Raw genomic sequence first — 24,336 nt, 5'->3', positions numbered from 1 at the left:
CGATCGTTCTCGGGGACACCCGGAGGACCCGCCCGCCGAGCGGGACCCGCCCCGGGAGCGCTGAGGACGAGAAGACCGCAGCGCACCACCGGCAGGCACCGACGGCGAGCCCTGCGACCCAGCGTGTGCAGCCCCTCATCCCGGGGTCCGGTGACGGGGAACACCCCCTCGTTCGTGAGGCGGCAGCCACCCCATCCCGACGCGCTCCCGTCCCGTGGTCGTGGTGGTGCAGCCGCGAGATCCGCAGGCCTCCCTCGTCGCCCGCTGGTAGGACCCACGGCTCCAAGCCCTGCGCGCCCGCAGGCCCGCATCACCGCTCGTCAGAGGCCGGTCAGCCGGGGGACCACGTCGTCGCCGAGCAGTTCGCTGCTGCGCACGAGTTCGGCGTGCGAGGTCAGGGGGTCGGCCATCTGCAGCGAGATCCGGTCGATGCCGCCGAGCTGGTCGGAGAACCGGGCCGGCTTCGCCGCGACGGTGTCGGGGGCGCCGACGACGAAGGCCCCGTCGGGACCGGTCTGGGCGTCGAACTGCCCCGGCCCGGGCGAGGGGGAACCGCGCTCGCGTCCGATGGGGGTCATCGTGTCGAACCAGCCGGGGGAGAACGCGTTTCGTGCGGCGGCAGAGGTCGATGAGCGGGGCGAACCGGCGGGGTTCACCGCCGACGACGGCCAGCACCAGGGGCAGACCCGGCAGACCGGCCCGGACGAAGGACGCGGGGGGTGCCGCCGACCCCGACCGACGCCGGCAGCGGGTGCTGCACGGGACGGGGGTAGACCTCTCGTCGGAGTCCGGGCTGTCCCCGGGCGACCACCCGGTGCTGCCGGCTCTCCACGAGGCGCCGGAACACCGGCTGCGGCCCTCGAGCCTGGCCGCGACGATCCACCGGGAACGCAGCCGCCTCTCGCACCACCGGGGACGCAGGGAACGACGCAGGCTGATCACCCGCGAACAGGCGCAGGACGACCCCCGCGGCGCGGACGTGGTGCTGACCGACGACGGCGCGGCCGCGTACCGGCGCAGCTCCGTAGCGCACCTGCGGGCCGTGCAGGAGCTGTTCCTCGACGCCTGCACCGAGGAGGAGCTGGCCGACCTTCAGCGCCTGACCTCCACCCTGCGCCGGCACCTCGGTCTGGATCCCGGGCACTGACCGGCACCCCGGCCCGGGAAACGCCCCGCCACGTCGGTCCCTGCGCGACGTGGCGCTCGCCGACGAGGACTTCCGCGTCAGGTGCCGACGACAGCCCGGCCGTCGTCCACGAGCCGACGAGCAGGAGCCGGCCGCGAGCACGCGCCGAGACGCCCGCCCGAACCGTCCGCGGGGCGCTGCGCCCGGACCGGCGAGGGGGCTACCGCGCCCCCGCGAGGGCGCCCAGCCCTGCCTCGACCCCGGCGCCGACCACCGCACCGACCCGCCCCCACAGACCCGTGCGCAACGCCGCGACCAGCAGCAGCGGAACCACCACCGCCAGCCCGGTCAGGACGAACCCCACGGCGGGGACCGGGGTGCCGAAGGCAGCCAGCCACAGCACCACCGAGACGACCAGGACGAGCACCGCGGTGGCGACCGTCAACGCCGCAGGCTGCCCGGCCGAGGTACCGCTGCCGCGGGCCGTGCCCTGCACGACCGCCAGCAGCGACCACAACAGGGCGCACACGGCAGTCGCCGCGACGCGCGCACGACGGACACGCACCACCCGGGCGCCGGCCTTCACCGACATGGCCATCGAGGTGGCCATCGAGGTGGACACCGCCGAGAGCCTCACCGCGAACGGGCAGAGAGCTGCACCACGCACTGCGACCCGGCCACCCGCCGCGCCGCCCACCACGCCGCGGCGCACCGCAACGCCCGCACGAGCAGCCCCCTCGACGTCCGGCGCTGGGCACGACGCAGTCCGCAGCCCGACCGCGGCAGGGCGGTCACCGCCACGACCCGCACACGCCGGACGTGCCTCGCGGTCGGGCTGCAGCATCTCCGTCCACCGTCCCTGACCGTCGTGCGCTGGAACCGCGGCCGTGCCGCGAGGGCAGACCCTCGTCCTGACGGCGCACCGACGGGACCTCCGGATCATCGAGGTCATCGTGCACCGCCCGCCCCGCTCAGCGCCAGAGGCGCTCGCAACCCCGCGGAACCCGCGCCGCAGGCCCCCCGGCCTCAGCCGGTACCTCGCGAGGTCACCGCCCGGCGATCCGGTCCGCGGGCAGCTGACGTCGAGCCCTCCATCACCGACGGTGACGACGTGGCCGACACGGGGGTCCCAGGAGCGCAGGCCACCCCAACCTCAAGCACGCACCGTGATGTGCCGAAGAGAACTGGTCCGCGCACGTCCGCCACGGAGCTGGCCCCAGGAGGAACACCGACGTGTTGAACGTTCCCTCACCCGCCACGTCCGGTGAGCTGGGCCTGTCCTCGGCGACGCGCGACCCCAGCAGCCCGATCCTCGCGCAGGCGGTGAACGCCTCGGGCACGGCGCTGGCCCGCGAGGCGCGAGCCCGCCAATCGCGCATCCTGGCCTCCCTGACCGTCAGCGACCGCTCCTTCCTCGGCGTGGTGCTGGGCCCGGGGCTCGAACTGACCGACAGCGCGTCGTTGGACGAGATCGGGTCCTCGGCGCTCGCCGCCCAGGTCGCAGCCGACCGCGACAGCGGCCTGCTGCCGCAGGGGTGCCCCATCGACATCGCCTACGTGCGGTTCCTGGCGGGCTTCGACGTCGAGGACGAGGCGGGAACCCTGCAGCCGCTGCTGAGCCCGCGCCAGCACGACCGCGCCCGTCGCTACCTGGAGCAGAACGGCGGCCGCGCCACCATCGACTTCCGCACCTGAGCACCTCACCGGCCGGGCGGCGTCGACGCCCCCCGGACAGGCCTTCCGCCTCTCACGGCCCTCTGGGACACCGGCTGCCGGTCCACCCCACGTCAGGCGGTCGGCGTCGGCGCGGTCGCACAGGCGTTCACCGATGGTGGTGGACCGTGCGCGCCGCCGCGACACCTGCCCTCCGGCGTCGCCCGCCAGGGCCTCGCGGCCGCCGCACGGCAGCGGGGGACGGCCGCGACCGCTTCCTCCGGCGGGCGACCGGGGCAGGTTCGGTGGGGACGGGGCGGGACCTCGCTGTGTTCGGCTTCCGTCACCTCGCCCGCGGGTGCTCGACGGCGCCTCGTGTGCGAGAGGGTGCGGCGCAGGTTCCTGGTGTGGGTAACAATAGAAGTTCACTTACCGGAGCCAATGAGGAAGAAGTAGAGGTCAGCGATCTGTGGCTCGCCTGATCAGAACGAAGTGAAGCCCCAACCAGGGAGGTGGCGCCGGATCCGCCCCTCGGGGGCCGACGAACGACAGCCCCGGACCGCAGCGTCCGACGACGGTCGGTCAGGGAAGCTCCGCGTCCTGACCGACCCACGACACCACCGTTCGCGGACTCGGGTTCCCGAGGGTCCTGCCCGGACGACCTGGGGAGGACGGGGCCGCACGAGGGGTTCTCAGAGCGCCACGTACTCCCAGTGCCACGGCTCGAACGGCCCGGGGGAGCCCTGGGCCCACGCCGGGTTCACGAACCCGAACAGCGCCGCGTTGCGGTCCAGCCACTGGTGCTGCACGGCGTTCGCGTCCTGTACGCCGCCCCCCAGGTCGACGGCCAGCCCCAGCCCGTGCCGGGACGTGCCCGGCACCGCCGCCAGCCCGGGCTTGCGGGCCTTCACGTCCACCTGCTCGGCCAGCGAACGGTAGGCGTCCGTCACCGCCAGCGGTACGCCGAACTGCGCCTCGAACGCCTGGGACAGCCCTTCGAAGGCGTGCGCCGCGTCGGCGCGCAGGACCTTGCCCGGGGCGCCGTACAGCGGGCACAGCGCTTCCACCGGCAGCAGGCCGTTGGCGTACCCGCTCAACGTCGCGCCCGTGCAGGTCGCGGTCGTGGACAGGCGTTCGCGGGCGCGCTCGACGACGGCCGGGTCCGGCGTCAGCGCGTCCAGACCCGCGGACGTGCGCTGCGCCGCGGCGTAGGCCACGAGCTGCTGCTGGACGAGCGCCTCGGCGGACGTCTTGGCCGCGAGGGCGGCCTCCGCGCTCGTCCTGGCCTGCTCGACGGCTGCCGCCGCCGTGGCCGCAGCCGTCGCGCGTGTCCGTCGGGCGGCTTCGCTCGCCTCGACGGCGCGTTCGTACTCACCGCTGACGCGGTCGAGGGCGGCGAGCGTCCACCCCACGTCCTGGGTCGTCTGCGGGTCCAGCAGAGCCGTGACGGTGGACAGCTGGTGCATGCCCGTCGTCCCCCGGTACGCCTGCGAGGCCCAGGTGCCGAGCTCGGTGCGCCGTGCCTCGACGGCCGCGTCGGCCACGGCCAGGTCCGCCTGCGCGGCGTCGGCCGCGGTCTGCGCGTCGGTCTGGGCCTGCGCGGCCTGCTGGTAGGCCTCCAGCGCCGCCGCGGCCCGCGCGGCGACGTCGCTCAGCGTCGGGGCCGGCGCCTGCGCGGTGGTTGCGGCCGGTGCGGGGGGAGCGGCCTGCGCGACCTGCGGCGCGGCGACGGTGAGCAGCAGGGCGGCCAAGCCCACGGAGGTGGCGGCGGTGGTGCGTCGACGGGACGGGGACGGCAGGAGCGGGGGCACGGGCTGCGGATCGTCTTTCCCTCGGCGGCAGGAGCCCGGGCAGGTTAGTTGACGGTGCGACGACCTGGGAAACCCGGGACGGCCGAGGCTGTGGACAATCCGTCGCTCTGCGTCACTCGTCGGCTCCGCACGGTCGCGTCGTCGAGAGACGTCGCAGAGCGCGAGCCTGCGCCGCAACGGGTTCACCGCACGGGACCTCTGACGGCGACACGTCGCGGACGTGACCCACGACACCCGTCCGGCGCCGCCGCGGGCGCGGGAACCACCGGGGCCGGTCGCGCGTCGAACGAGCGACGCAGCCGCCCGCAGCGTCGCGCCAGCGGTGCACCACCACACCCCGAGGAGCAGCCGTGACTCTCGACCAGACCGAGATCGCCGCCGTCGAGATCACGGGTGCCATCCCGCGGTTGACGGAGGCGACGATCAGCAACCTCGCCGAGCACCTGCACGCCAGCGAGGCGTCCATCGCGGTGACCGTGCGCACCCTGCTCGACGAGGACGTCATCGCGCAGGGTGCGCCGGCCCCCACCGGCGACGCCACCTACGTCACCGTCGGCGGCGAGGTGGTCTGACCGGCGAGCGCCGTCCTCTCCCTCTCAGAAGAGGTCGGCGTACGCCTGTGCCGAGCGGGGCATCCGAGTGCGACCCGGGGTCAGCGACCATCGCCCGCCGTCGCGGTCGACGTTGAACTGCACCTCGTAGAGCAGCTCACCGGCTCCGCCCCCGGCGTGGGTGGCGAAGAAGCGGTGCATGTTCTCGACGAACACCGGGGAGTCACCCTCGTCGGCGTTGCCCGACCACTCGTTCACCGACAGCGGCAGCCCCACGGACCGCGCGAAGTCCAGGTGCGCCTGCAGACCCAGCGGTCCGCCACCGGAGGTGTCGTCCACGGAGGCGTCCCACTGCCCCTGGGAGGCGACGTAGGGGTACTGGTTGTAGTAGTCGACCCCCAGGACGTCCACGACGTCGCGGCCGGGGAAGTAGTCGGTCCAGGGACGGGACATCCCCAGCGATTCCCGGTTGAGGGACATCACGAGCTCGGCGCCCGGCAGGATCTCGTCCTTCAAGCGGCTGTAGCGGGCCCACGCGGCCTTGACGGTCGCGGGGTCGGTGTCCCGGATGGACCAGTCGTACCAGTTGCCGTTCGCCTCGTGGGCGAAGCGCACGTAGAGGGTGTTGGGCGTCGGGTCGCCGGCGGCGCGGCAACGGTCCTGCAGCGCGGTCCACTTCTCCCGCAGGGCCGTGAGGGACCGGCGCCAGAGGTCGTCGTGGCCGCCGTCCGCGGCGTCGCGCCAGGTGCCGGAGGTGAAGGCACCCACGGCGAGGTCCAGGGAGCCGCACCAGGAACCGAGCTCGCCCCCGGGAGCGAGCTGGCCGAGGGAGACGGCCGAGGAGTCGTCGTCGGCCCAGGTCGAGGTGATCTCGGCTGCGCCGCGGCTGGTGCCGGAGCGGCCCGAGAGCCAGCCGGGCGAGCGGTCGGAGCCGGGGGAGGCGGCGACGGCGGGGGTGGCCGTCAGGGCGGCTGCGCCGAGGGCGAGGGCCACCGCTGCGCCGAGCGGGCGCAGGCCCCGTCGGCGGGGGGTGCGGGGGGCGGGGCTGTCGTTCGTGTCCATGGAGGGCAGTCCCATCGTCTGGTCCAGGGGGGGTGGGCCGGTCGTCCCACCGCACCGACACGCTCGGGGGTGCGGGCGGGCCGTGGGTGCGGTAAGGCCTCGAACGTACCGTGTGGTTGATGGTGCAACCAGTGACGACCGACGTCGGCCGTGTCGGGAGCCCCGTCTACGGTGACGCCGTGAGGGGTGACCGGGTCTGGATCGACGTGGCCGTCGCCGTCCTGGCGGCCGTGGTGGGCGCCGGGCTGGCGCTGGACCGCACGGCCGTCTGGGCCCCGGGAGACGCCGTCGTCGTGACCCTGGTGCTCCTGGCCGCCCTTCTCGCGATCGTCCCCGCTGCGCTGCAAGCGGTCACCTCCGTGCGGGGCCGGCGCGTCGACGCGACGCGCGAGCTCTACGACGACCTGCTCTCCGGCGCCCTGTGGGCCGTGGTCGACGCCACGGGGACCGACCCCCGGGACCTGGCCCTGGCCGGTTACCGCCTCGAGCGGCCCTGGTGGGGGCCTGCCCGGCTGGCCCGCGTGCACCGGGTCCGGGCCCGCCGCCGCCCGGTCGCCTCCGGCGTGCGCTGGGCCCCGGGCAAGGGGGTCGTCGGCGAGTGCGTGGCCACGGGAGCCGTCGTGGCCCGCGACGTCACCGCCCTCGACGCGGCGGGGGAGCGCCAGGGGCTGAGCCCGGAGGAGTTCCGCCTCGTCCGGGGCAAGTACGCCGTCGTGGTGGCCGTCCCCCTCGTCGACGACACGGGGCAGACCTCCGCGGTGACCGGGTGCCTGGCCCTGGACGGGCCCGCCGGGTCCCTGGAGCGGCTGACGACCCCCGAGGTCCTCGGCGTCCTGGAGGCGACGGCCCGTGCCCTGCGACGGCTCACGGGTGGCGCACCCGCGACCGTGAGCCTCGCGGTACCGGCCGGAGCCGACCGGCTGCGCACCGCCCTGGAACGGCAGGCGAGCCCGGCCGAACGGGTCGCCGCGGTGGAGCAGGCCCGGTGAGGCCCCTGGTCGAGCCGGGACCGGACCTGACTCCCGCGCAGCGCGAGCGCTACTCGCGGCACCTGCTGCTGCCCGAGATCGGCGAGCTGGGCCAGCGCCGCCTGCTGGCCGCACGGGTCCTGGTCGTCGGGGCGGGGGGCCTGGGGTCCCCGGCCCTGCTGTACCTCGCCGCGGCCGGGGTCGGGACGATCGGGGTGGTCGACGACGACGTCGTGGAGGCCTCCAACCTCCAGCGGCAGGTCCTGCACGGGACGGGCGACGTCGGGCGGGCCAAGGTCGACAGCGCCGCGGACGCCGTGGCCCGGCTCGACCCCGCGATCACGGTCGTCCGCCATCGCGAACGGCTCACGAGCGCCTCCGCGGCCCGGACCGTCGCCGGCTACGACCTCGTCCTGGACGGCTCCGACACCTTCGAGACCCGGTACCTCGTCAACGACGCCCTCGTCGCCGCCGGCCGGCCGTGGGTGTGGGGTGCGGTCCTGCGCTTCGACGGGCACGTCAGCGTCTTCGACCCGGCCGGGGCCACGTACCGGGACCTCTTCCCGACGGCCCCGCCACCGGGGTCGGTGCCCAGCTGCGGGGAGGCCGGTGTCCTCGGCGGCGTCTGCGCCGCCGTCGCCTCCGTCATGGTGACCGAGGCCGTCAAGCTGCTCACGGGTGCCGGCCGCCCGCTCCTCGGCCGCGTCCTCGTCCACGACGCCCTCGCCATGACGTGGCGCGAGCTCCCGCTGCGCCCCGACCCCCGCCGCACCGGACCCGAGCACCTGCCGACGGTGACGGTCGCCGACCTGCTCAGCAGGCCCGGGGCGGTCGTGGTCGACGTCCGGGAACCGGACGAACGCGCCCGGGGACTCATCCCGGGCTCGCTCACCCTGCCGCTGGGGGAGCTCCTCGCCGACCCCGCCGCCCTGCCCGACGGTCCGGTGGTCCTGCACTGCGCGCGCGGATCCCGCTCCGCGCAGGCCCTGCGGGCCGTGCTCGCCACCGGGCGCACCGACGTCGTGCACCTCGACGGGGGCTTCGCGGCCTGGTGCGCAGCCGGGGGACCGGTCGACTGACCCGTCTCCGGCCGCCGGACCGACCTGATCCGCCGTGCCCAGGAGGTGACCCACTCACATCTTCAGAAGTTCAGTTACTGGAGCCAATCTTTGCACACTTCGCAAGGCGGACGAACAACGCCCCTGACAGGGGAGCCGCTCACGACGATCGGCGACGACGACGGCTCACGTGGTCGGTGACTGGTGGTCGCCGCGAGCGCGTCCGGCCGCCTCAGAGACCCACGTGGGCAGCGGGGTTGCCCGGGAACGGCCGCTCCTCGCGCACGCAGGCCGCCAGGGCCGCCGCCGACCGGTGACCGGTCTGCCGGGCGATGGACACCCCGGGGACGCCGGCGCGGGCGGCGGAGGTCACGAACCCGGCCCGCAGGCTGTGCCCGGAGAACAGGCTCGGGTCCAGCCCCACGTCGAGGGTCCGGCGCTTGACGACCTCGGCGACCCCGCGGTCGCCGAGCCGCTCCGGTCGCAACGACTTGCCGCCCTTGGTCATCCGGCGGAACGCTGGCCCCTCGGCGAGGCGGGCCACCTCAGCCCACTTGCGCCACGACCGCACGGGACACGTCTCCAGGCGCTTGCCGCGAGGCAGTTCCACGACGCGTTCGGCGCGGGCGCCCGCGGCGCGGACCGTCAGGAGCAGGCGGCCGGGCTCGACCACGACGTCGCCGACCTCCAGGGCGCTCAGTTCCGAGCGGCGCAGGGCCCCGGCGAAGCCCAGGACCAGCAGCGCACGGTCGCGGTGGTCCATGACGGTGTCGGTCAGCGGGGCCACCAGGTCGGCGAGGTTCCTGGTCTCCAGCGCGTCGACCCGGCGGCGGCGGCGTCCGGGCTCGTGGACGCGGCGCAAGCCCCGCCACACGAGGCCGACGTGCTCGCCGTCGGTGGGGGAGGGGACCCCGATGACGCCGTGCGCCACGGCGATCGCGGCCAGCCGGCGCTGCAGGGTGGCGACGGACAGCTTCTCGACGTGCGCGACGAGGTAGTCGGCCACCGTCTCGGCCGCCGCGGGCAGCGGCTGCAGGTCGTGCAGTGCGCACCACTCGGCGAAGTGCGCGAGGTCGACCGCGTAGGCGCGCCAGGTGCCGGGTGCCCGCACCCCGCGGCGCACCGGGTCGAGGGAGGCGAACCAGGTGCTGAGGGTGTCCGCGTCGAAGACCGGCGGGGGGTCCAGCGGGGGGAGCAGGGCTGCAGCGAGTTCCGCGGGGACCTCGTCGGGACCGGTGGCGCTCACGAGGCAACTCTAGCAAGGGAAGATCTGTTACTGGAAGTCATAGCAACAATTTTTCGCGAAGTTGCTCCACAGCGTCAGACGAGAACAGCCCCGACGAAGGGGGCGAGTGACGCGGGTTATCCTGACTCCGCTCCCGGTGAACTCCGTGACGGACCCGGGGGCGCAGGCTGGTCCCACCGCGACTCCGGTGGCCGCCGACGGGACGACGTCCTCGCCCGCGCACCTGCGGGGCCGGGGGAGTCGTCCGCTCGCGCGGGACGCTGTCCGCGGGCCCATCGGCCGCGGTGTCCCGTGCGAGACCCACCCCTCCCTGCAGACCTGGAGCAGTCGTGCCCGCGTTGCGTTCCCGTACCTCGACCCACGGCCGGAACATGGCCGGTGCCCGCGCGTTGTGGCGTGCCACCGGCATGACCGACGGCGACTTCGGGAAACCCATCGTCGCGATCGCCAACTCCTACACCCAGTTCGTGCCCGGGCACGTGCACCTGAAGGACATGGGCGACCTCGTCGCCGGGGCGATCGCCGAGGCCGGTGGGGTCTCGAAGGAGTTCAACACCATCGCCGTCGACGACGGCATCGCGATGGGGCACTCGGGGATGCTGTACTCGCTGCCGAGCCGCGAGCTCATCGCCGACTCCGTCGAGTACATGGTGAACGCCCACCAGGCCGACGCCCTGGTCTGCATCTCCAACTGCGACAAGATCACCCCGGGCATGCTGATGGCGGCCCTGCGGCTGAACATCCCCGTCGTCTTCGTCTCCGGGGGGCCGATGGAGGCCGGCAAGGCGGTCGTGGTGGACGGGGTCGCCCACGCCCCGACCGACCTCATCACCGCGATCGCGGCGTCGGCCTCGGAACAGGTCACCCAGGACGGCCTCGACGCCGTCGAACGCTCCGCGTGCCCGACCTGCGGGTCCTGCTCGGGGATGTTCACCGCGAACTCCATGAACTGCCTCACCGAGGCCCTCGGACTGTCGCTGCCCGGCAACGGGTCCACGCTGGCCACGCACGCCGCGCGCAGAGACCTGTTCCTGCGGGCCGGATCGCTGATCGTGGAACTGGCCAGGCAGTACTACGACGGGGACGACGAGTCGGTCCTGCCGCGCAGCATCGCCAACCGGGCCGCCTTCTCGAACGCCATGGCGCTCGACGTGGCGATGGGCGGGTCGACGAACACCGTCCTGCACATCCTGGGCGCCGCCCAGGAGGCCGAGCTCGACTTCACCCTCGCCGACATCGACGCGATCAGCCGTCGTGTCCCGTGCCTGTCGAAGGTCGCCCCGAACTCCGACTTCCACATGGAGGACATGCACCGGGCCGGGGGGATCCCCGCGATCCTCGGCGAGCTGTGGCGCGCGGGACTGCTCGACGAGTCGGTGCGCACGGTCCACTCGCCCGACCTCGCGTCGTGGCTGTCCGCGTGGGACGTGCGCGCCGAGAACCCGAGCGACGTGGCCGTGGAGCTGTTCCACGCCGCGCCGGGCGGTGTCCGCACCACGGAGGCGTTCTCGACGCAGAACCGGTGGAACTCCCTGGACCTGGACGCCGAGGACGGGTGCGTGCGCGACCTCGCGCACGCCTACACCGTCGACGGCGGGCTGGCCGTCCTGGAGGGGAACCTCGCGGCCGAGGGGGCGGTCGTCAAGACGGCGGGCATCGACCCGTCGCTGTTCCACTTCGAGGGCGAGGCGATCGTCTTCGAGTCCCAGGAGGACGCGGTCACGGGCATCCTGTCCGGTGCCGTGAAGCCCGGGCACGTCGTGGTGATCCGCTACGAGGGACCGGCTGGTGGGCCGGGGATGCAGGAGATGCTGCACCCGACGTCGTTCATCAAGGGCCGGGGCCTGGGCAAGGTCTGCGCCCTCGTCACCGACGGGCGGTTCTCGGGGGGTTCCAGCGGCATCTCGATCGGGCACGTGTCGCCCGAGGCGTGGGCCGGTGGCCTCATCGGGCTCGTCGAGGACGGGGACCGGATCGAGATCGACGTCGAGACCCGCGGTCTGCACCTGCGCGTCGACGACGAGGTGCTCGCCGAGCGCCGCGCCAAGATGGAGTCCTCCGAGCGGCCCTGGGAGCCGCTGCAGCGCGACCGCCCGCTGACGGCCGCGCTGCGCGCCTACGCCGCGATGGCGACGTCGGCGTCCACGGGGGCGGTGCGCAGGGTGCCCGAACGCACGCACCGGCGCTGAAGGCCCGGCCCGGCCGCCTCGAGGCGGAGGCGGCCGGGTGGTCCTCAGGCTTGGACGACCGCGTCCCCGTCGACCTTCACGTCGACGGCCTTGAGGGGTTCGGTCGCCGGACCCTTCAGGACCTTGCCCGTGAACAGTTCGAAGCGGGACCCGTGGCAGGGGCAGTCGAGCTCGGAGTCCTTCACCGCCACGGCGCACCCCTGGTGGGTGCACAGGCCGCTGAAGGCCGCCACCTGGCCCGCCTCGGGCTGGACGACGACGACCGCGGCTCCGTCGGCGTTCTGGACCACGATCCCGGAGCCGACGGGGACGTCGGCGAGCGGGGTGAGCTGCCCCGGGGTGCCCGCACCGGTGGAGGCGTCCGAGCTGCTGCTGCCTGCGGCGCCGGGGGTGGTGGTCGTCTCGTCGCTGCCGCAGGCGGCGAGCACGGCACCGGCTCCGAGCGTGCCGCCACCGGCGGCCAGGGCCCGTCGGCGCGTCAGGACGGCGCGGGCGAGCGGGTGGTGGGGCGTCGGGTCGTCCACGGGGGCCTCCGGAGCGGTCGGGTGCGGTGTGCAGGGGTGACACGAGACGGGGACCGGGTCGGTTCACCGGCTCGGTCCAGCGGCTCTCCGTGCGCGTCCGGCGGGTAGCGTGCCCGGCGTGGACGAGTTGGCGGCACGGTTGGCGCACGTGCGCTGGCTCGGCGGCGGCTCGGGGGCGGGCAAGTCGTCCGTGGCGGCCGAGCTGGCCCGCCGGTACGACGTCGACGTCTGTTCCACCGACGACTCGATGGCCGAGCACGCGGCGCGGCTGGACGCGGACGCGGCGCCCCTGCTCCACCGGTTCCTGGCGATGTCGCTCGACGAGCGGTGGGTGCTGCGGGCGCCGCAGGCGATGCTGGAGACGTTCCACTGGTTCGCGGGGGAGGGTTTCGACCTCGTCGTGCAGGATCTGCTGGCCCGGCCTGCGGACCGGGTGGTGGTGGTCGAGGGCTTCCGGTTGCTGCCCGCCCTGGTGCGTCCCCTCGCGTCGGGGGCGGATGCGGTGTGGTTGCTGCCCACGCCGGCTTTCCGACGGGCCGCCTTCCGGGCCCGGGGTTCGGAGTTCACGATCGCGGGGCGCACGAGCGATCCGGAGCGGGCGCTGGAGAACCTGCTCGTGCGGGACGCGGCGTTCACGCGGCGGTTGGCGGCCGAGGCCGGGTCGCGGGGTCTCGTGGTGGACGGCACGTCGTCCCTGGCGCAGCTCACGGACCGGGTGGCGCGGAGGTTCGCTCTGGTGCGGTGAGGTACTGGTCGGCCCAGGCGCTGATGATCCGGGCGGCGCGGCGAGCCTGCCCGCGGGCGGTGAGCAGGTGGTCGGAGCCTTCGAGGGAGATGAAGCTGCGCGGGTGGGGGGCGGCGCGGAAGATGGCGCTGGCGTTCTCGACGTTGACGGTGGAGTCGGTGGGCGAGTGCATGACGAGCAGCGGGACGGTGAGGTGCCGCACGTGCTGCTTGAGGTCGGCGGCGCGGACGTCCTCGATGAAGGCGCGTTTGAGGGTCAGGGCGCGTCCGCCGACCAGCCACTCGGCGTGGCCGTCGGCGAGGACGCGGTCGACGAGGGCGTCGTAGTTGTGCTCGACGTGGCGGGGTTCGGAGGGGGCGCCGACGCTGACGACGGCCTGCAGCCCGGGGATCCGGCCGGCGGCGGCGAGGACGGCCGCGCCGCCGAAGGAGTGCCCCACGAGCAGAGCCGCGGGAGTTCCCCGCTCGGCCAGGTGCGCCGCGGCGAGGACGGTGTCGTCGACCTTGTGCGTGAAGGACCCGTCGCCCCAGTCGCCCTCGGAGCCGCCGAGGCCGAGGTTGTCGAAGCGGAGCATGCCGATGCCCTCCTCGGCCAGCCCCTTGCAGATGCGGGCGGCGGCGGGGGAGTCCTTGCCCAGGGTGAAGCCGTGGGCGAAGACGCCCCAGCCGCGCACCGGGCCCTCGGGGACGTCGAGGAGACCGGCCAGCCGGTGGCCGGTCGAGCTGAGGAACGACACCTGCTCGGCCATCCGCCGAGCCTAGTGGGTCAGCTGGGTGAGCCCTGGGAGCCGGAGCCGGGGGTGGGTTTCGGGGCGGGGCTGTTGGCGCGGGCGACGGACACGGCGTGCCGGTACTGCTTGACGGCGGACAGCTGGGAGAAGGCGAGGAACCGCAGCCCGGCGGTGCGCCCCCCGGTGGCGTAGGCGAAGTCGTCGACGACGTGCACGGTCTCGCTCCAGCGCATCTTGGCGACGTTGGGGCCGGGGGAGAAGTTCACGTACCGGTCCCCGCGGGTGATGGCGGCCTGGACGAGTTCGGCCTGCAGGAGGGTGACGGCGGAGAACTCCCAGTACTCGGGGTTCAGGCCGGAGGAGTGCACGTAGGAGGTGCCGGCGGAGTGCAGGGCGAGCTGGACGGCCACGACCTGGTCGTCGACGACGAGTTCGACGAGGCTGGCCTCCTTGGCCTGGGCCAGTTTCGGCACGAGGCGGACGAGCATGTCGCGGCGGGTGGCGTCGGCGTAGACGTCCGGGTGGCTGGAGGTGGTGCCGTCGAAACCGGCGCGGGCGGAGTGCAGGGCGAAGAACCGGTGGACGGCGGTCTCGTCGACCTCGGACCCCTCGAGGGTCCGGACGTGCCAGCTGCGGCCGCTCTTGGTGAGCCGGTTGCGGCTGCGGCGCAGGCTCTCCTTGAGGTTGCGCTTGAGGCCGCCGCGCATCTCGTCCCAGGTTCCGGTGAGGGGCAGGACGACGCAGGCGCGGGCTGCGCGGTGGCTGTAGTGCGGTGCTTCGGCGGTGGTGTCCTCGACCCAGCCGGGTTCGAACCACGCCTGGTCGCGGGCGATGGAGACCTCGGACCAGTCGGCGCCGGCGTCGCGGGTCCAGCGGACGACGGCCTGGTGGACGGCGCGGGCGTCGGCGGTGGTGGTGAGCACCTGCGGCAGTTCGAGGGCGGTGCCGAGGCCGTAGCCGACGAGGACGAGGCGGCGGCCGACGGGCAGCCGGCGGGGGCCCACGGTCTGCTCGTAGAAGGGGGCGACGCCCGCGAGCGCCCCGTTGGTGTCCCGGATCCACAGCAGGTGCTGCCGGGCGGGCTCGGGCACGTAGCTGCGGTACCACTCCAGGACCCAGTCGGAACTGGTGAAGGGGTTGCTCACGCCGGTCTGCCGGCCGTGGAGCGTGTCCCACTCGTTGCGTTGCTGTGGGGTGAGTGAGCTGATCTCGATCCGCTCGACCTCGTACCCGCTGGTCGTCACCATTGCTATCCCCCCGGACGAAACACTGACCAGGGGTGAGGTTACCCGCACAGTGCACGCTCGGGTGCGGAGTGTGCCCGTTTGGCGCACGCGTCGGTGCGTCGCGACAGGGCCGGGCGACGGTGCGTGACGGGTGGGGCGGGTCAGGGGTGCTGGTCGGTGACGGTGAGGTGGGCGAGGGTGCGGGCGGCGGCGGCGCGCAGCTCGGCGGGTTCGAGGAACTCGGCGGGCAGGCCGAGGCGGGCGGTGTGGGCGACGATCCAGGCGGGGTCGTCGGCGGCGACGAGGAGCAGGCAGTGCTCGGGACCGTCGGGTTCGACGCGGCCGACGGTCTCGGGGACGAGGTCGCGGACCTGCTCGACGGGGGCGTGGACGCGGATGCGCGCGCTCAGCCGGTAGGGGGTGACGGTGAGGGCGTCCTGGACGAGGGTGACGGGGTCGGGGTGGTCGCGGGGGTGGAACCGCCAGGTGGTGACGTCGGTGTCCTGGACGCGGTCCAGGCGGAAGGTCCGCCAGTCGGCGCGGTCGAGGTCGTAGGCGACGAGGTACCAGCGCTGGCCGGTGGTGACCAGGCGCAGCGGTTCGACGGTCCGTTCGGTGCGCGGCCCGTCGGGGGTGCGGGAGTGGGTGAAGCGGACGCGGACGGTGTCGCGGCAGGCCCGGGCGAGCGTGGCGAGCAGTTCGGGGTCGACCTCGGTGGTCCGGCCGGGGGCGTGGAGGGTGTCGGTGGCGTCGTGGACGGCGCGCACGCGGTGGCGCAGGGCGGGGGGCATGACCTGGTCGAGCTTGGTGAGGGCGCGCAGGGCGGCGTCGCCGGCTCCGGCGATGCCGGCGCCGGCGGCCAGCCGCAGGGCGACGGCGGTGGCCACGGTCTCCTCCTCGTCCAGGAGCAGGGGTGGCAGGCGCGTACCGGCTCCGAGCTGGTAGCCGCCACCGGCGCCGGGGACGGCGTGGACGGGGTAGCCGAGGGTGCGCAGGCGTGCGACGTCGCGGCGGACGCAGCGGTCGGTGACGCCGAGCTCGGCGGCGAGGTCGGCGGCGGTCCAGCGGGGGCGGTGCTGCAGGAGCCCGAGGAGGCGCAGGACGCGTTCGGTGGTGCCTTCGGCGCTCACGGGGTGAGCGTGGCACGGATCGCGGACCGCAGCTGTCCGGGTCGTGGACGATGCTCGGGGTCGTGGACGAGACGACGAGCAGACGGTTCCAGGTGACGTTCGACTGCGCGGACCCGGCGCGGATGGCCGGGTTCTGGGCGCAGGTGCTGGGGTACGTGGTGCAGCCGCCCCCGGCTCCCTTCGCCTCGTGGCCGGAGGCGCTGGCGGCGTGGGGGGTCCCCGCGGAGCGGCACGGCGACGCGTCGGCGGTGGTGGACCCCGAGGGGGTGGGGCCGCGGATCTACTTCCAACGGGTGCCGGAGCCGAAGGTCGCGAAGAACCGGGTGCACCTGGACGTGCGGGCGGCACCGGGGCTGGCGGGGGCCGAGCGGATGGCCGCCCTGGAGGCCGAGGCCGCGCGGCTCGTCGCGGCGGGGGCACGGGTGCTGGCGCGGTGCGCGCCGGCGCCGCCGCTGGAGTCGGGGCACCTGGTGCTGGCCGACCCGGAGGGCAACGAGTTCTGCCTGGACTGACGGGCTCGGGCTGACGGGCCCGGGACGCAGGACGCCCGGGCGCCGCGATCCGCGGCGCCCGGGCGTGGGGTGAGCTGGGTTCAGGTCACTCGGCGAGGGGCGAGGGCCCGAGCTCGTCGAGCAGCTCCTGCATCTTCTTGTACGCCTTGTTGCGGTAGTCGATGAGGGCGGCGAGCTTCTCGGGGTCGAGCTCGAGGAAGCCGGAGCCGGTCTTGGTGCCGAACTTGCCGGCCTCGACGAGGGCGGTGAGGTTGGCGGGGGCGGACAGGCGCTCACCGAAGTGGCCCTCGAGGACCTTGAAGCCCTTGGCGTAGACGTCGAGGCCGGCCATGTCGGCGATCGCGAAGGGCCCGAAGAAGGGCAGGCGGAAGCCGAAGGTCGTGGAGACGATGGTGTCGACGTCGGCGGGGGTGGCGACCCCTTCGTCGACGACGGACATGGCTTCCTTGAGCAGGACGTACTGCAGGCGGTTCAGGACGAAGCCGGGGACGTCCTTTACCTGGGCGCCGCGGCGGCCGGCGCGGGTGAGCAGGTCGTCGATGAGGGGCAGGACGGCCGGGTCGGTGGCTTCACCGGTGACGAGCTCCACGCCGGGGATGAAGGGCGCGGGGTTGGAGAAGTGCACGGTGAGGAACAGGGACGCGTCCTCGAACGCCTCGGCGAGCACCTTGACCGGGATGGTGGAGGTGTTGGTGCCGATGATGGTGCCGGGGGTGACGGCCTTCTCGACGCGCGAGAGGACGTCCTTCTTGACGGCGGGGTCCTCGAAGACGGCTTCCTCGACGAAGTGGACGTCGGCGACGGCTTCCTCGATGGAGGCGGCCGGGTGGAACTTGGCCTTGAGGACCTCGGTGCTGCCGGGCGCGAACAGGCCCTGCGCCTCGAAGAGCTCGGACTCCTTCAGGAGGCGTTCGTAGTTGCGCTGGGTCGACTCCTGGTCGGCGTCGGCGAGCCAGACGTCGTTGCCGGCGAGGGCCAGGGACTGGGCGATGCCGCCGCCCATGTAGCCGGTGCCGATCTGGGCGACCTTGGTGATCTTGTCGGTGCGCGGTGCGGTGGGCACGGGGTCTCCTACGAGGGGTTGCCCGCTCGGTTGAGCGGGTGGGCCGCGATCTCCTCGATCACGGCCTGGAAGTTGGCGACGTCGTGGGCGAAGCGGCCCAGGAACAGGCCGTCGACGCCTTCGGCGACGTCGGTGAACATGCCGGGGCCCGCGCTGCCTCCGTAGAGGATGCGGGTGAGCCCGGAGCGGTGCGACAGCGCGTCGCGCAGACGGGTGGTGACGCCGACGACGTGCTCGGGCGGGGCCGGTTCGGTCTGCCCGATCGCCCAGTTGGGTTCGTAGCCGATCGCGACCTCGGCCTCGGACGGGACGTCCTCGAGCGCGGCCAGGACCTGGCTGATGGTGGTGCGGGCCGCGTCGGCGACGTCGATGCGGACGTTCTCACCGATGCAGACGAGCGGGACCAGGCCGTTGCGGGCGGCGGCCGCCGCCTTGCGCGCCGTGACGATGTCGTCCTCGGCGAACATGCGGCGGCGTTCGGCGTGCCCGATCTCGACGAACCGCACCCCGGCTTCGCGCAGCGCGGCGGGGGAGACCTCGCCGGTGAGCGCGCCGAAGTCCTCCCAGGAGGCGTCCTGGGCCCCGACTCCGATCCCCGTGCCGCGCAGCAGGTCGATGGCGGTGGTGACGGTGAGGAAGTCGGGGATGACGAACGCGTCCAGGTCCGCCTGCGCGACCACCGGACCGAGCCTCGCCACGTCGGTGAGGTAGCTCTTGGTCCGGGCCAGGGAGAAGTACATCTTCAGGCTGACCCCGACGAGCGGGCGCGGGCGGGTGGTCATGGTGCGTGGGCTCCCGGGGTAGAAGGTTCAGCAGGACCCGACGGTACCTGCCTCCCCCTCCGTCCCGGTCTCGTACCCGGTGATGGCGTCGACCTTGGCCGCCGAAGCGCTGGACTCGTCGAAGACGTAGTCCAGGAACTCCTTCGCCAGCCGGCGCGCCAGCTCCTTGCCGATGACGCGCTCACCCAGGGTCAGCACCTGACCGTTGTTGGACAGCACCAGACGCTCCACCGAGAAGGAGTCGTGCGCCACCGAGGCGCGGATGCCGGGGACCTTGTTGGCGCTGATGGCCACGCCGATGCCGGTGCCGCAGACGAAGATGCCGCGGTCGGCCTCGCCGGCGGCGATCTTGCGCGCCCCGGCCACCGCCACGTGCGGGTAGGCCGTCTTGTCGGTGTCGGAGTTCACCCCGACGTCCAGGACCTCCTTGACCCGCGGGTCCTTCAGCAGGTCCGCCTTGATCGCATCCTTGTACGAGACACCGGCCTCATCGGCGGCCAGCACCACACGCCACTGCAGATCAGTCATGACTGTTCCTCTTCTCTCAGAGCTCGTCGGCGACGGTGCGCGTCACCAGCGCGAGGGAGACCGCACCGGCGTCGGGGTGGCCCAGGGAGCGCTCGGCCAGCGGGCGGGCCCGGCCGATCTGCGGGCGCAGGTCCTTGGTGGCCTCCGCCGCCGCCGTCGCGGCCTGCGCGGCGGTGGTGAACGCGGTCTTCAGGTCGTCGCCGGCGCCCACGCGCTCGGCGAGGGTCTCGGCGAAGGGGACCTGGGCGTCGACCATCGTCTTGTTGCCGACGCGGGCCCCGGCCAGGCGCTGGACGGCTTCGACGCTGGCGGTGGCCCCGGCGGCGACCTGCTCGGCGGTCGGCTTGCCCTCGTCGCCGAGCTGGTCGGCGAAGGCGTGCAGCAGGACGCCCCAGATGACCCCGGAGGTGCCACCGGCGCGGTCGGCCCACGCCCCGCCGGCCGCGGCCAGCGTGGAGCCCGCCCCGGCCCCGGCGTCGGCCGCGGCACGGGCGGCCTGCGCGGCGGCGACGGAGCCGTTGACCATGCCCGTGCCGTGGTCGCCGTCACCGGCGATGGCGTCGATGCGGCCGAGCTCGGCCTCGGCGTCCTTCAGGACGTCGCGGACGGCCTCGATCAGCGAGGCGACCTGCTGGCCGGACTCGTTGGCCTCGGTGGGGGTGCCGGTGTAGTCGGCGACCTCGTCCTCGGGCACCTCGTACGTCGGGGCCGGGGTCGTCTCGATCGTGGTGCCGACGGACAGGGCCGGGCACTGCGCCGGGTCGGTCCACAGCTTCTCGAGCTCGTCGTCCAGCCACGTGACGGTCAGCGAGCAGCCCGCCATGTCCAGGGAGGTGACCAGTTCGCCGACCTGCGGGGCGACGATCTCGTAGCCGGCCTCGCGCAGGCGCGCCGCGATCGGCACGTAGAGCAGGAACAGCTCCTCGTACTTGGTCGAGCCGAGACCGTTGACCAGGACCGCGATCTTGCCGCCGTCCGTAGTTCCCTCGGGCTTGCCGGCCAGGACCTTCTCGACCAGCAGGTCGGCGATCTCGACCGGGGTGCCGATGGGTTCCTCGGAGATGCCCGGCTCGCCGTGGATGCCGAGCCCGACGCCCATGTGCCCGGGCGTGACGGTGAACAGGGGTTCGGTCTCACCGGGAAGGGTGCAGCCGGCGAAGGCGATGCCCATGGAGCGGGTGACGTCGTTGGCGTGGCGGGCCACGCGCACGACGCCGTCGAAGTCGTAGCCCGCCTCGGCCGCCGCGCCGGCGATCTTGAAGGCGACGACGTCACCGGCGATGCCGCGACGCTGACCGTTGGCACCCTGACCCTCGCTGGCGACGTCGTCGGTGACGACGAGCAGTTCGGCCGGGATGCCCTCGGCGCGCAGCCGCTCGGCGGCCAGGCCGAAGTTGAGGATGTCCCCGGCGTAGTTGCCGAAGCCCAGGACGACGCCGCCGCCGCGGTTGGCGGCCTTGGCCACGTCGTACACCCAGCGGGTGGACGGCGAGGCGAACACGTTCCCGCACACCGCCCCGTCGGCCAGGCCCGGCCCGACGTACCCGGCGAAGGCCGGGTAGTGCCCCGACCCGCCGCCGGCGATGACCGCGACCTTGCCCTCGGGCGTGGCGGTCGAGCGGATCACCCCGTGCGGGACGGGCTGGACGTAGTGCGAGTACAGGTCGACGAACCCCGCCACGGAGTCGTCGACGAACTCGGACGGGTCACCGAAGATCTTCGTCATGCGAACGGTCTCCTTCGATCGCTCAGTGCTGGCTGTGGAACGGCTGGTGGGCAACGGTCTTCGGCAGGACCCGGCGGATGTACTCGCGGTTGGTGGCGCCCACGCTGATGCTGTCGCCGCCGTAGTGTTCCACGCAGAACGCGCCGCGGAAACCCGCCTCGATCGCCATGCCGATGGCCTTGCGGTAGTTGATGGTCCCGAACTCCAGGGGGGCCGGGTGGGTGCGGACGGACCCGGTGGTGGGTTCCTCGTCGCGGTAGTAGTTCTTCAGGTGCCAGTAGTTCGTGTAGGGGAACGTCTTGGCGGCGATCTCCTCCCACGGTTCGACCTCGCGGTGCAGGCGCAGGATGTTCCCGAAGTCGGGGTTCAGGCCGACGTTGTCGTACCCGACGTCCTGGACGAACTGGACCATGCCGTCGGCGGTGCCGAGGTAGGTGTCCTCGTACATCTCCAGGGCGATCTGGACGCCGACCTCCTGGGCGTGCTTGGCCAGTTCCTTGATCTTGCCGACGGCGACGGTGCGGACGTCGTCGGAGAAGTCGTCGGAGTAGCCCGGTTCGAGCCAGAACCACAGGGCCTTGGCCTGGGCGGGGGTGAAGCCGCGCATGAAGCCGAAGTTGACGACGGGGATGCCGATCGCGGCGCAGGCGTCGATGGCGCGGTGGGAGTAGGCGAGGTTCTCGTCGGCCTTCTCGTGGTCCATGACCGAGCGGCGCGAGGTGGAGAACGCGGGGATCTGCAGCCCGGCGCCGCGCACGGTGCGGGCGAACTCCTGCAGCCGCTCGGGGGACAGGTCCGCGATGCGGATCCACGTGTCGGTCGGGTCGATGCAGGTGTAGCCCGCGTCGGTCATGACCTCCAGGGTCTGCGCCCAGCCCTCGGCGGACTGCTCCTGCACCGTCGTGCCGTCCTTCAGGACGTGCGGGTGGGGCATCATCGGCACGGTGATCGGCCAGTTCTGGCGGGTCAGGACGTCGGGGAACCCGTCGAACACCCGGGTGGTGCCGTTCGCGTCGTCGCTCACGTTGCTCTCTCCTGAGATCGTCGTCGTCCGTAGGATTCTATAGAAAATATCGTCCGTTGGCGAGCGCCGTCACCGGGTGTTCACCCGGGTGCTCACCCGACGGCCCGGTCGAGCACCCCCTGCAGGTGCCGGCGCATGGCCTCGGCGGCCGCAGCGGGGTCGCGGCGTTCGAAGGCGCGCACGATCGCCTCGTGCTCGGCCACGCTCTCGTGCGCATCGCTCACCCGTTCCTCGACTTGGTGCAGACGCTGCACGAATCCGCGGAAGGAGTCCAGGGTCCGGACGATGAACGGGTTGCCGGTGCCGGCGGCGAGCAGCTCGTGGAAGGACCAGTCGGCTTCGAGGTAGTGCTTGAAGCCGCTGTAGCCGGGGCCGGTGGGGGCGTGGCGCTGCTCGTCGACGGCGGCGTGCAGGCGGGCGACGAACGCGTCGTCGGCGCGGGCGCAGGCGCGTTCGGCGTTGCCGGGCTCGACCAGGAGGCGGACGTCGACGAGCTGGGCGAGCTCCTCGGGCGACAGCAGCGGGGCGGCGCGGTAGCCGCGTCGGGCGCTGCGGACGACGAGCCCGGAGCCCTCCAGGCGGGCGAGCGCCTCGCGCACGGGGGTGGCCGAGACGCCGAGGCGGGCGGCGAGGGGCTGGGTGCGCAGGGGCAGGCCGGGTTCGAGGCCGCGGTTCATGAGGAGTTCGAGGATCGCGTCGTGCACGGTGTCCGTGACCCCGAGGGGAGCCGTCACCGAGGAGTCGTCCATGGGACGGGGACGCTACCGGAGGCGGCGGACGCCCCGAGTACGGTAGCCCGGGTGAGCGCCGAGACCAGCACCGGACAGCCCTCCCGCGCGGCCGAGGCCGAGGTCGTCGACCTGTGTCGCGACCTGCTGCGGATCGACACCTCGAACTACGGCGACGGGTCGGGTCCGGGGGAGCGGGTGGCGGCCGAGCACGTCATGGAGCTGCTGCACGAGGTGGGTCTGCAGCCGGAGTACGTGGAGGGTTTCCCCCGCCGCGGCAACGTGGTCGTGCGGGTCCCCGGCGACGAGCGGGGCACGGCCGAGCGCGGGGCGCTGCTGCTGCACGGGCACCTGGACGTGGTGCCGGCGCAGGCGGCGGACTGGAAGGTCGACCCGTTCGCGGGGGAGATCGCCGACGGGTGCCTGTGGGGCCGCGGCGCGGTGGACATGAAGGACATGGACGCCATGCTGCTGGCGGTCCTGCGCGACATGGCGCGCACGGGCACCAGGCCGCCGCGGAACCTCGTGTTCGCGTTCCTGGCCGACGAGGAGGCCGCGGGCGTGCAGGGCGCGCAGTGGCTGGTGGACAACCGCGCGGACCTGTTCGAGGGGGTCACCGAGGCCGTCAGCGAGGTCGGGGGTTTCTCGGTCGACCTGGACGGTCAGCGCACCTACCTGCTGCAGACGGCGGAGAAGGGCCTGGCGTGGTTGCGGTTGGTGGCGCACGGGCGGGCCGGTCACGGTTCGCAGGTCGGCACCGACAACGCGGTGACGCGGTTGTGCGCGGCGGTCACGCGCATCGGTGAGCACACCTGGCCGCTGGAGTACACCGCCACGGTGCGCCAGTTCCTGGAGGGGGTCTCGGAGATCACCGGGGTCCGCTTCGACGAGGACGACCCGTCGGCGCTGCTGGCCACGCTGGGTACGACGGCGCGGTGGGTGGGGGCGACGCTGCAGAACACGTCGAACCCGACGGTGCTGGACGCGGGGTACAAGCACAACGTGATCCCGGGGACGGCGAGCGCCCTGATCGACACGCGGTTCCTGCCGGGGCGGCAGGAGGAGTTGATGGCCACGATCCGGGAGCTGGCCGGTGAGCGCGTCGACGTGGAGGTCGTGAACGAGTCGGTGGCGCTGGAGACGGAGTTCGCGGCGCCGTTGGTGGACCGGATGCGGGCGGCGCTGGAGGCGGAGGACCCGGGGGCGAAGGTGCTGCCGTACTGCCTGTCGGGGGGTACGGACAACAAGTCGTTCTCGCACCTGGGGATCCGCGGGTACGGGTTCGCGCCGTTGCGGTTGCCGGCGGGGATGGACTTCGCGGGGATGTTCCACGGGATCGACGAGCGGGTTCCGGTGGACGCGCTGGAGTTCGGGGTGCGGGTGCTGCAGCGGTTCGTCGCGACCTGCTGAGCCTGCCGGGCGGTCACCCGTCGTCGTCGGTGCGTTCGGCGACGAACAGCTGCGAGGTGCCGTCGTGCCAGAGGCCGTCGACGACGCCGAGGTCGCGCATGCCGGCGCGGCCGGCGGTGGCGCGGCTGCGGTGGTTGTCCGGGTGGGTCAGGGCCCACACCTCGTGGTGGCCGGCGGCGAAGGCGCCCCGCACGGCCAGGGCGGCGGCCGCGGCGGCGTAGCCGTGGCCCTGGGCGTCGGGGTGCAGGTACCAGCCGACCTCGACCTCGCCGTGCAGGGCGTGGGGGGCGCCGAAGAGCAGGACGCTGCCGACGGGGTCGGCGCGGTCGGGGGCGAGCACGGCCCAGGTGCCGAGGTGGCCGTCGAAGGTCAGGGCCCACTGCTCGATGCGCTGCAGGGCCTGCTCGAGGTGGGTCAGCGGGGCGCGGGAGGACTCCCCGAACCAGCGGGTCACCTCCGGGCGGCGCAGCAGGTCGAACAGCCGCGGCGCGTCCTCGGGCCGCCACAGCCGCAGGCTCACCTCGGGCAGGTCCACCCGGGCGAG

Annotated in this window: 25 protein-coding genes; 9 read left to right on the top strand and 16 right to left on the bottom strand. The window is 73.6% G+C overall.

Annotated elements, in window-relative coordinates; all coding sequences use genetic code 11:
• Window positions 1-320 precede the first annotated feature (320 nt).
• Complete coding sequence (locus CLV37_RS02120) at window positions 321-578, bottom strand: hypothetical protein (protein ID WP_106206469.1); 258 nt, start codon at window positions 576-578, stop codon at window positions 321-323.
• Window positions 579-814: 236 nt separating this feature from the next.
• Here CLV37_RS02120 and CLV37_RS02115 point away from each other — a divergent pair, with 236 nt between their 5' ends.
• Window positions 815-1,147, top strand: a complete 333-nt coding sequence (locus tag CLV37_RS02115) for a helix-turn-helix domain-containing protein (protein ID WP_146149258.1) — start codon at window positions 815-817, stop codon at window positions 1,145-1,147.
• A gap of 199 nt (window positions 1,148-1,346) precedes the next feature.
• Here the strand turns inward: CLV37_RS02115 and CLV37_RS02110 are convergent, their stop codons facing one another.
• The gene (locus CLV37_RS02110) at window positions 1,347-1,748 is read right to left on the bottom strand and encodes a hypothetical protein (protein WP_106206465.1); all 402 of its coding nucleotides are present in this window, start codon (window positions 1,746-1,748) and stop codon (window positions 1,347-1,349) included.
• A gap of 611 nt (window positions 1,749-2,359) precedes the next feature.
• On the opposite strand from CLV37_RS02110, the gene CLV37_RS02105 reads away from it, so the two are divergent.
• Window positions 2,360-2,821, top strand: a complete 462-nt coding sequence (locus tag CLV37_RS02105; protein WP_106206463.1) for a hypothetical protein — start codon at window positions 2,360-2,362, stop codon at window positions 2,819-2,821.
• Window positions 2,822-3,471: 650 nt separating this feature from the next.
• Here the strand turns inward: CLV37_RS02105 and CLV37_RS02100 are convergent.
• Window positions 3,472-4,590, bottom strand: a complete 1,119-nt coding sequence (locus tag CLV37_RS02100; protein ID WP_106206461.1) for a M15 family metallopeptidase — start codon at window positions 4,588-4,590, stop codon at window positions 3,472-3,474.
• Window positions 4,591-4,940: 350 nt separating this feature from the next.
• On the opposite strand from CLV37_RS02100, the gene CLV37_RS02095 reads away from it, so the two are divergent.
• Entirely contained in the window at window positions 4,941-5,162 is a 222-nt protein-coding gene (locus CLV37_RS02095; RefSeq protein WP_106206459.1) for a hypothetical protein, read from the top strand.
• 24 nt (window positions 5,163-5,186) lie between these two features.
• Here CLV37_RS02095 and CLV37_RS02090 read toward each other — a convergent pair whose 3' ends face one another.
• Window positions 5,187-6,203, bottom strand: a complete 1,017-nt coding sequence (locus CLV37_RS02090) for a glycosyl hydrolase (RefSeq protein WP_106206457.1) — start codon at window positions 6,201-6,203, stop codon at window positions 5,187-5,189.
• Between the two features lie 179 nt (window positions 6,204-6,382).
• Here CLV37_RS02090 and CLV37_RS02085 point away from each other — a divergent pair, with 179 nt between their 5' ends.
• Together CLV37_RS02085 and CLV37_RS02080 are read left to right on the top strand one after the other, a co-directional pair.
• The gene (locus CLV37_RS02085) at window positions 6,383-7,192 is read left to right on the top strand and encodes a hypothetical protein (protein ID WP_146149257.1); all 810 of its coding nucleotides are present in this window, start codon (window positions 6,383-6,385) and stop codon (window positions 7,190-7,192) included.
• Window positions 7,189-8,250: a ThiF family adenylyltransferase gene (locus CLV37_RS02080; protein WP_106206452.1), complete on the top strand. Its 1,062-nt coding sequence runs from the start codon at window positions 7,189-7,191 to the stop codon at window positions 8,248-8,250. Before CLV37_RS02085 ends, CLV37_RS02080 begins: the two co-directional genes overlap by 4 nt.
• A 211-nt stretch (window positions 8,251-8,461) precedes the next feature.
• Here the strand turns inward: CLV37_RS02080 and CLV37_RS02075 are convergent, their stop codons facing one another.
• Window positions 8,462-9,475 carry a site-specific integrase gene (locus CLV37_RS02075; RefSeq protein WP_106206450.1) on the bottom strand — a complete coding sequence of 338 codons (1,014 nt, stop codon included), beginning with the start codon at window positions 9,473-9,475 and terminating at the stop codon, window positions 8,462-8,464.
• A 329-nt stretch (window positions 9,476-9,804) separates the two neighbouring features.
• Here CLV37_RS02075 and ilvD point away from each other — a divergent pair, with 329 nt between their 5' ends.
• Entirely contained in the window at window positions 9,805-11,664 is a 1,860-nt protein-coding gene (gene ilvD, locus CLV37_RS02070; RefSeq protein WP_106206448.1) for a dihydroxy-acid dehydratase, read from the top strand.
• 44 nt (window positions 11,665-11,708) lie between these two features.
• Here the strand turns inward: ilvD and CLV37_RS02065 are convergent, their stop codons facing one another.
• Window positions 11,709-12,188, bottom strand: a complete 480-nt coding sequence (locus CLV37_RS02065) for a QcrA and Rieske domain-containing protein (protein WP_106206446.1) — start codon at window positions 12,186-12,188, stop codon at window positions 11,709-11,711.
• 118 nt (window positions 12,189-12,306) lie between these two features.
• On the opposite strand from CLV37_RS02065, the gene CLV37_RS02060 reads away from it, so the two are divergent.
• Window positions 12,307-12,933, top strand: coding sequence for a hypothetical protein (locus tag CLV37_RS02060; protein ID WP_211298301.1), 627 nt, complete (start codon window positions 12,307-12,309; stop codon window positions 12,931-12,933).
• On the opposite strand, the gene CLV37_RS02055 is transcribed toward CLV37_RS02060, so the two are convergent.
• From CLV37_RS02055 to CLV37_RS02045, 3 genes are all read right to left on the bottom strand, one after another.
• Entirely contained in the window at window positions 12,893-13,681 is a 789-nt protein-coding gene (locus CLV37_RS02055) for an alpha/beta hydrolase family protein (protein WP_106206444.1), read from the bottom strand. The genes CLV37_RS02060 and CLV37_RS02055 overlap by 41 nt on opposite strands.
• Window positions 13,682-13,698: 17 nt before the next feature.
• Window positions 13,699-14,907 carry a GNAT family N-acetyltransferase gene (locus CLV37_RS02050; protein ID WP_170127001.1) on the bottom strand — a complete coding sequence of 403 codons (1,209 nt, stop codon included), beginning with the start codon at window positions 14,905-14,907 and terminating at the stop codon, window positions 13,699-13,701.
• A gap of 143 nt (window positions 14,908-15,050) precedes the next feature.
• A complete protein-coding gene (locus tag CLV37_RS02045) occupies window positions 15,051-16,019 on the bottom strand; it encodes a helix-turn-helix transcriptional regulator (RefSeq protein ID WP_106206440.1) in 969 nt (322 codons plus the stop codon).
• Between the two features lie 50 nt (window positions 16,020-16,069).
• Here CLV37_RS02045 and CLV37_RS02040 point away from each other — a divergent pair, with 50 nt between their 5' ends.
• Window positions 16,070-16,531, top strand: a complete 462-nt coding sequence (locus CLV37_RS02040) for a VOC family protein (RefSeq protein WP_106206438.1) — start codon at window positions 16,070-16,072, stop codon at window positions 16,529-16,531.
• Between the two features lie 85 nt (window positions 16,532-16,616).
• Here CLV37_RS02040 and CLV37_RS02035 read toward each other — a convergent pair whose 3' ends face one another.
• The 6 genes from CLV37_RS02035 to CLV37_RS02010 form a co-directional block, all read right to left on the bottom strand.
• A complete protein-coding gene (locus CLV37_RS02035; protein ID WP_106206436.1) occupies window positions 16,617-17,594 on the bottom strand; it encodes a 3-hydroxyacyl-CoA dehydrogenase family protein in 978 nt (325 codons plus the stop codon).
• Window positions 17,595-17,602: 8 nt separating this feature from the next.
• Entirely contained in the window at window positions 17,603-18,376 is a 774-nt protein-coding gene (locus CLV37_RS02030) for a triose-phosphate isomerase (protein ID WP_106206434.1), read from the bottom strand.
• Between the two features lie 27 nt (window positions 18,377-18,403).
• A complete protein-coding gene (locus CLV37_RS02025) occupies window positions 18,404-18,904 on the bottom strand; it encodes a ribose-5-phosphate isomerase (protein ID WP_106206432.1) in 501 nt (166 codons plus the stop codon).
• A 16-nt stretch (window positions 18,905-18,920) separates the two neighbouring features.
• Window positions 18,921-20,630, bottom strand: a complete 1,710-nt coding sequence (locus tag CLV37_RS02020) for a dihydroxyacetone kinase family protein (protein ID WP_106206430.1) — start codon at window positions 20,628-20,630, stop codon at window positions 18,921-18,923.
• Window positions 20,631-20,652: 22 nt separating this feature from the next.
• Window positions 20,653-21,567 (bottom strand): sugar phosphate isomerase/epimerase family protein, encoded by a 915-nt coding sequence (locus CLV37_RS02015; RefSeq protein WP_425433600.1) that lies wholly within the window; start codon window positions 21,565-21,567, stop codon window positions 20,653-20,655.
• A gap of 179 nt (window positions 21,568-21,746) precedes the next feature.
• Entirely contained in the window at window positions 21,747-22,403 is a 657-nt protein-coding gene (locus CLV37_RS02010; protein ID WP_106206426.1) for a GntR family transcriptional regulator, read from the bottom strand.
• A 51-nt stretch (window positions 22,404-22,454) separates the two neighbouring features.
• Between CLV37_RS02010 and CLV37_RS02005 the strand changes: the two genes are divergently transcribed.
• Window positions 22,455-23,792 (top strand): M20/M25/M40 family metallo-hydrolase, encoded by a 1,338-nt coding sequence (locus tag CLV37_RS02005; RefSeq protein WP_106206424.1) that lies wholly within the window; start codon window positions 22,455-22,457, stop codon window positions 23,790-23,792.
• Window positions 23,793-23,805: 13 nt separating this feature from the next.
• Here the strand turns inward: CLV37_RS02005 and CLV37_RS02000 are convergent, their stop codons facing one another.
• Window positions 23,806-24,327, bottom strand: a complete 522-nt coding sequence (locus CLV37_RS02000) for a GNAT family N-acetyltransferase (RefSeq protein WP_106206422.1) — start codon at window positions 24,325-24,327, stop codon at window positions 23,806-23,808.
• Window positions 24,328-24,336 lie beyond the last annotated feature (9 nt).

It is taken from the genome of Kineococcus rhizosphaerae (assembly GCF_003002055.1).
GTDB lineage: Bacteria > Actinomycetota > Actinomycetes > Actinomycetales > Kineococcaceae > Kineococcus > Kineococcus rhizosphaerae.
This window is presented reverse-complemented; position numbering and strand designations above follow the sequence as displayed.

Coding starts and splice junctions, on each gene's coding strand:
- CLV37_RS02015 (WP_425433600.1), bottom strand. CDS start 21,567: ATGATGCCCCACCCGCACGTCCTGAAGGACGGCACGACGGTGCAGGAG.
- CLV37_RS02040 (WP_106206438.1), top strand. CDS start 16,070: ATGCTCGGGGTCGTGGACGAGACGACGAGCAGACGGTTCCAGGTGACG.
- CLV37_RS02120 (WP_106206469.1), bottom strand. CDS start 578: ATGACCCCCATCGGACGCGAGCGCGGTTCCCCCTCGCCCGGGCCGGGG.
- CLV37_RS02025 (WP_106206432.1), bottom strand. CDS start 18,904: ATGACTGATCTGCAGTGGCGTGTGGTGCTGGCCGCCGATGAGGCCGGT.
- CLV37_RS02010 (WP_106206426.1), bottom strand. CDS start 22,403: ATGGACGACTCCTCGGTGACGGCTCCCCTCGGGGTCACGGACACCGTG.
- CLV37_RS02030 (WP_106206434.1), bottom strand. CDS start 18,376: ATGACCACCCGCCCGCGCCCGCTCGTCGGGGTCAGCCTGAAGATGTAC.
- CLV37_RS02055 (WP_106206444.1), bottom strand. CDS start 13,681: ATGGCCGAGCAGGTGTCGTTCCTCAGCTCGACCGGCCACCGGCTGGCC.
- CLV37_RS02090 (WP_106206457.1), bottom strand. CDS start 6,203: ATGGACACGAACGACAGCCCCGCCCCCCGCACCCCCCGCCGACGGGGC.
- CLV37_RS02020 (WP_106206430.1), bottom strand. CDS start 20,630: ATGACGAAGATCTTCGGTGACCCGTCCGAGTTCGTCGACGACTCCGTG.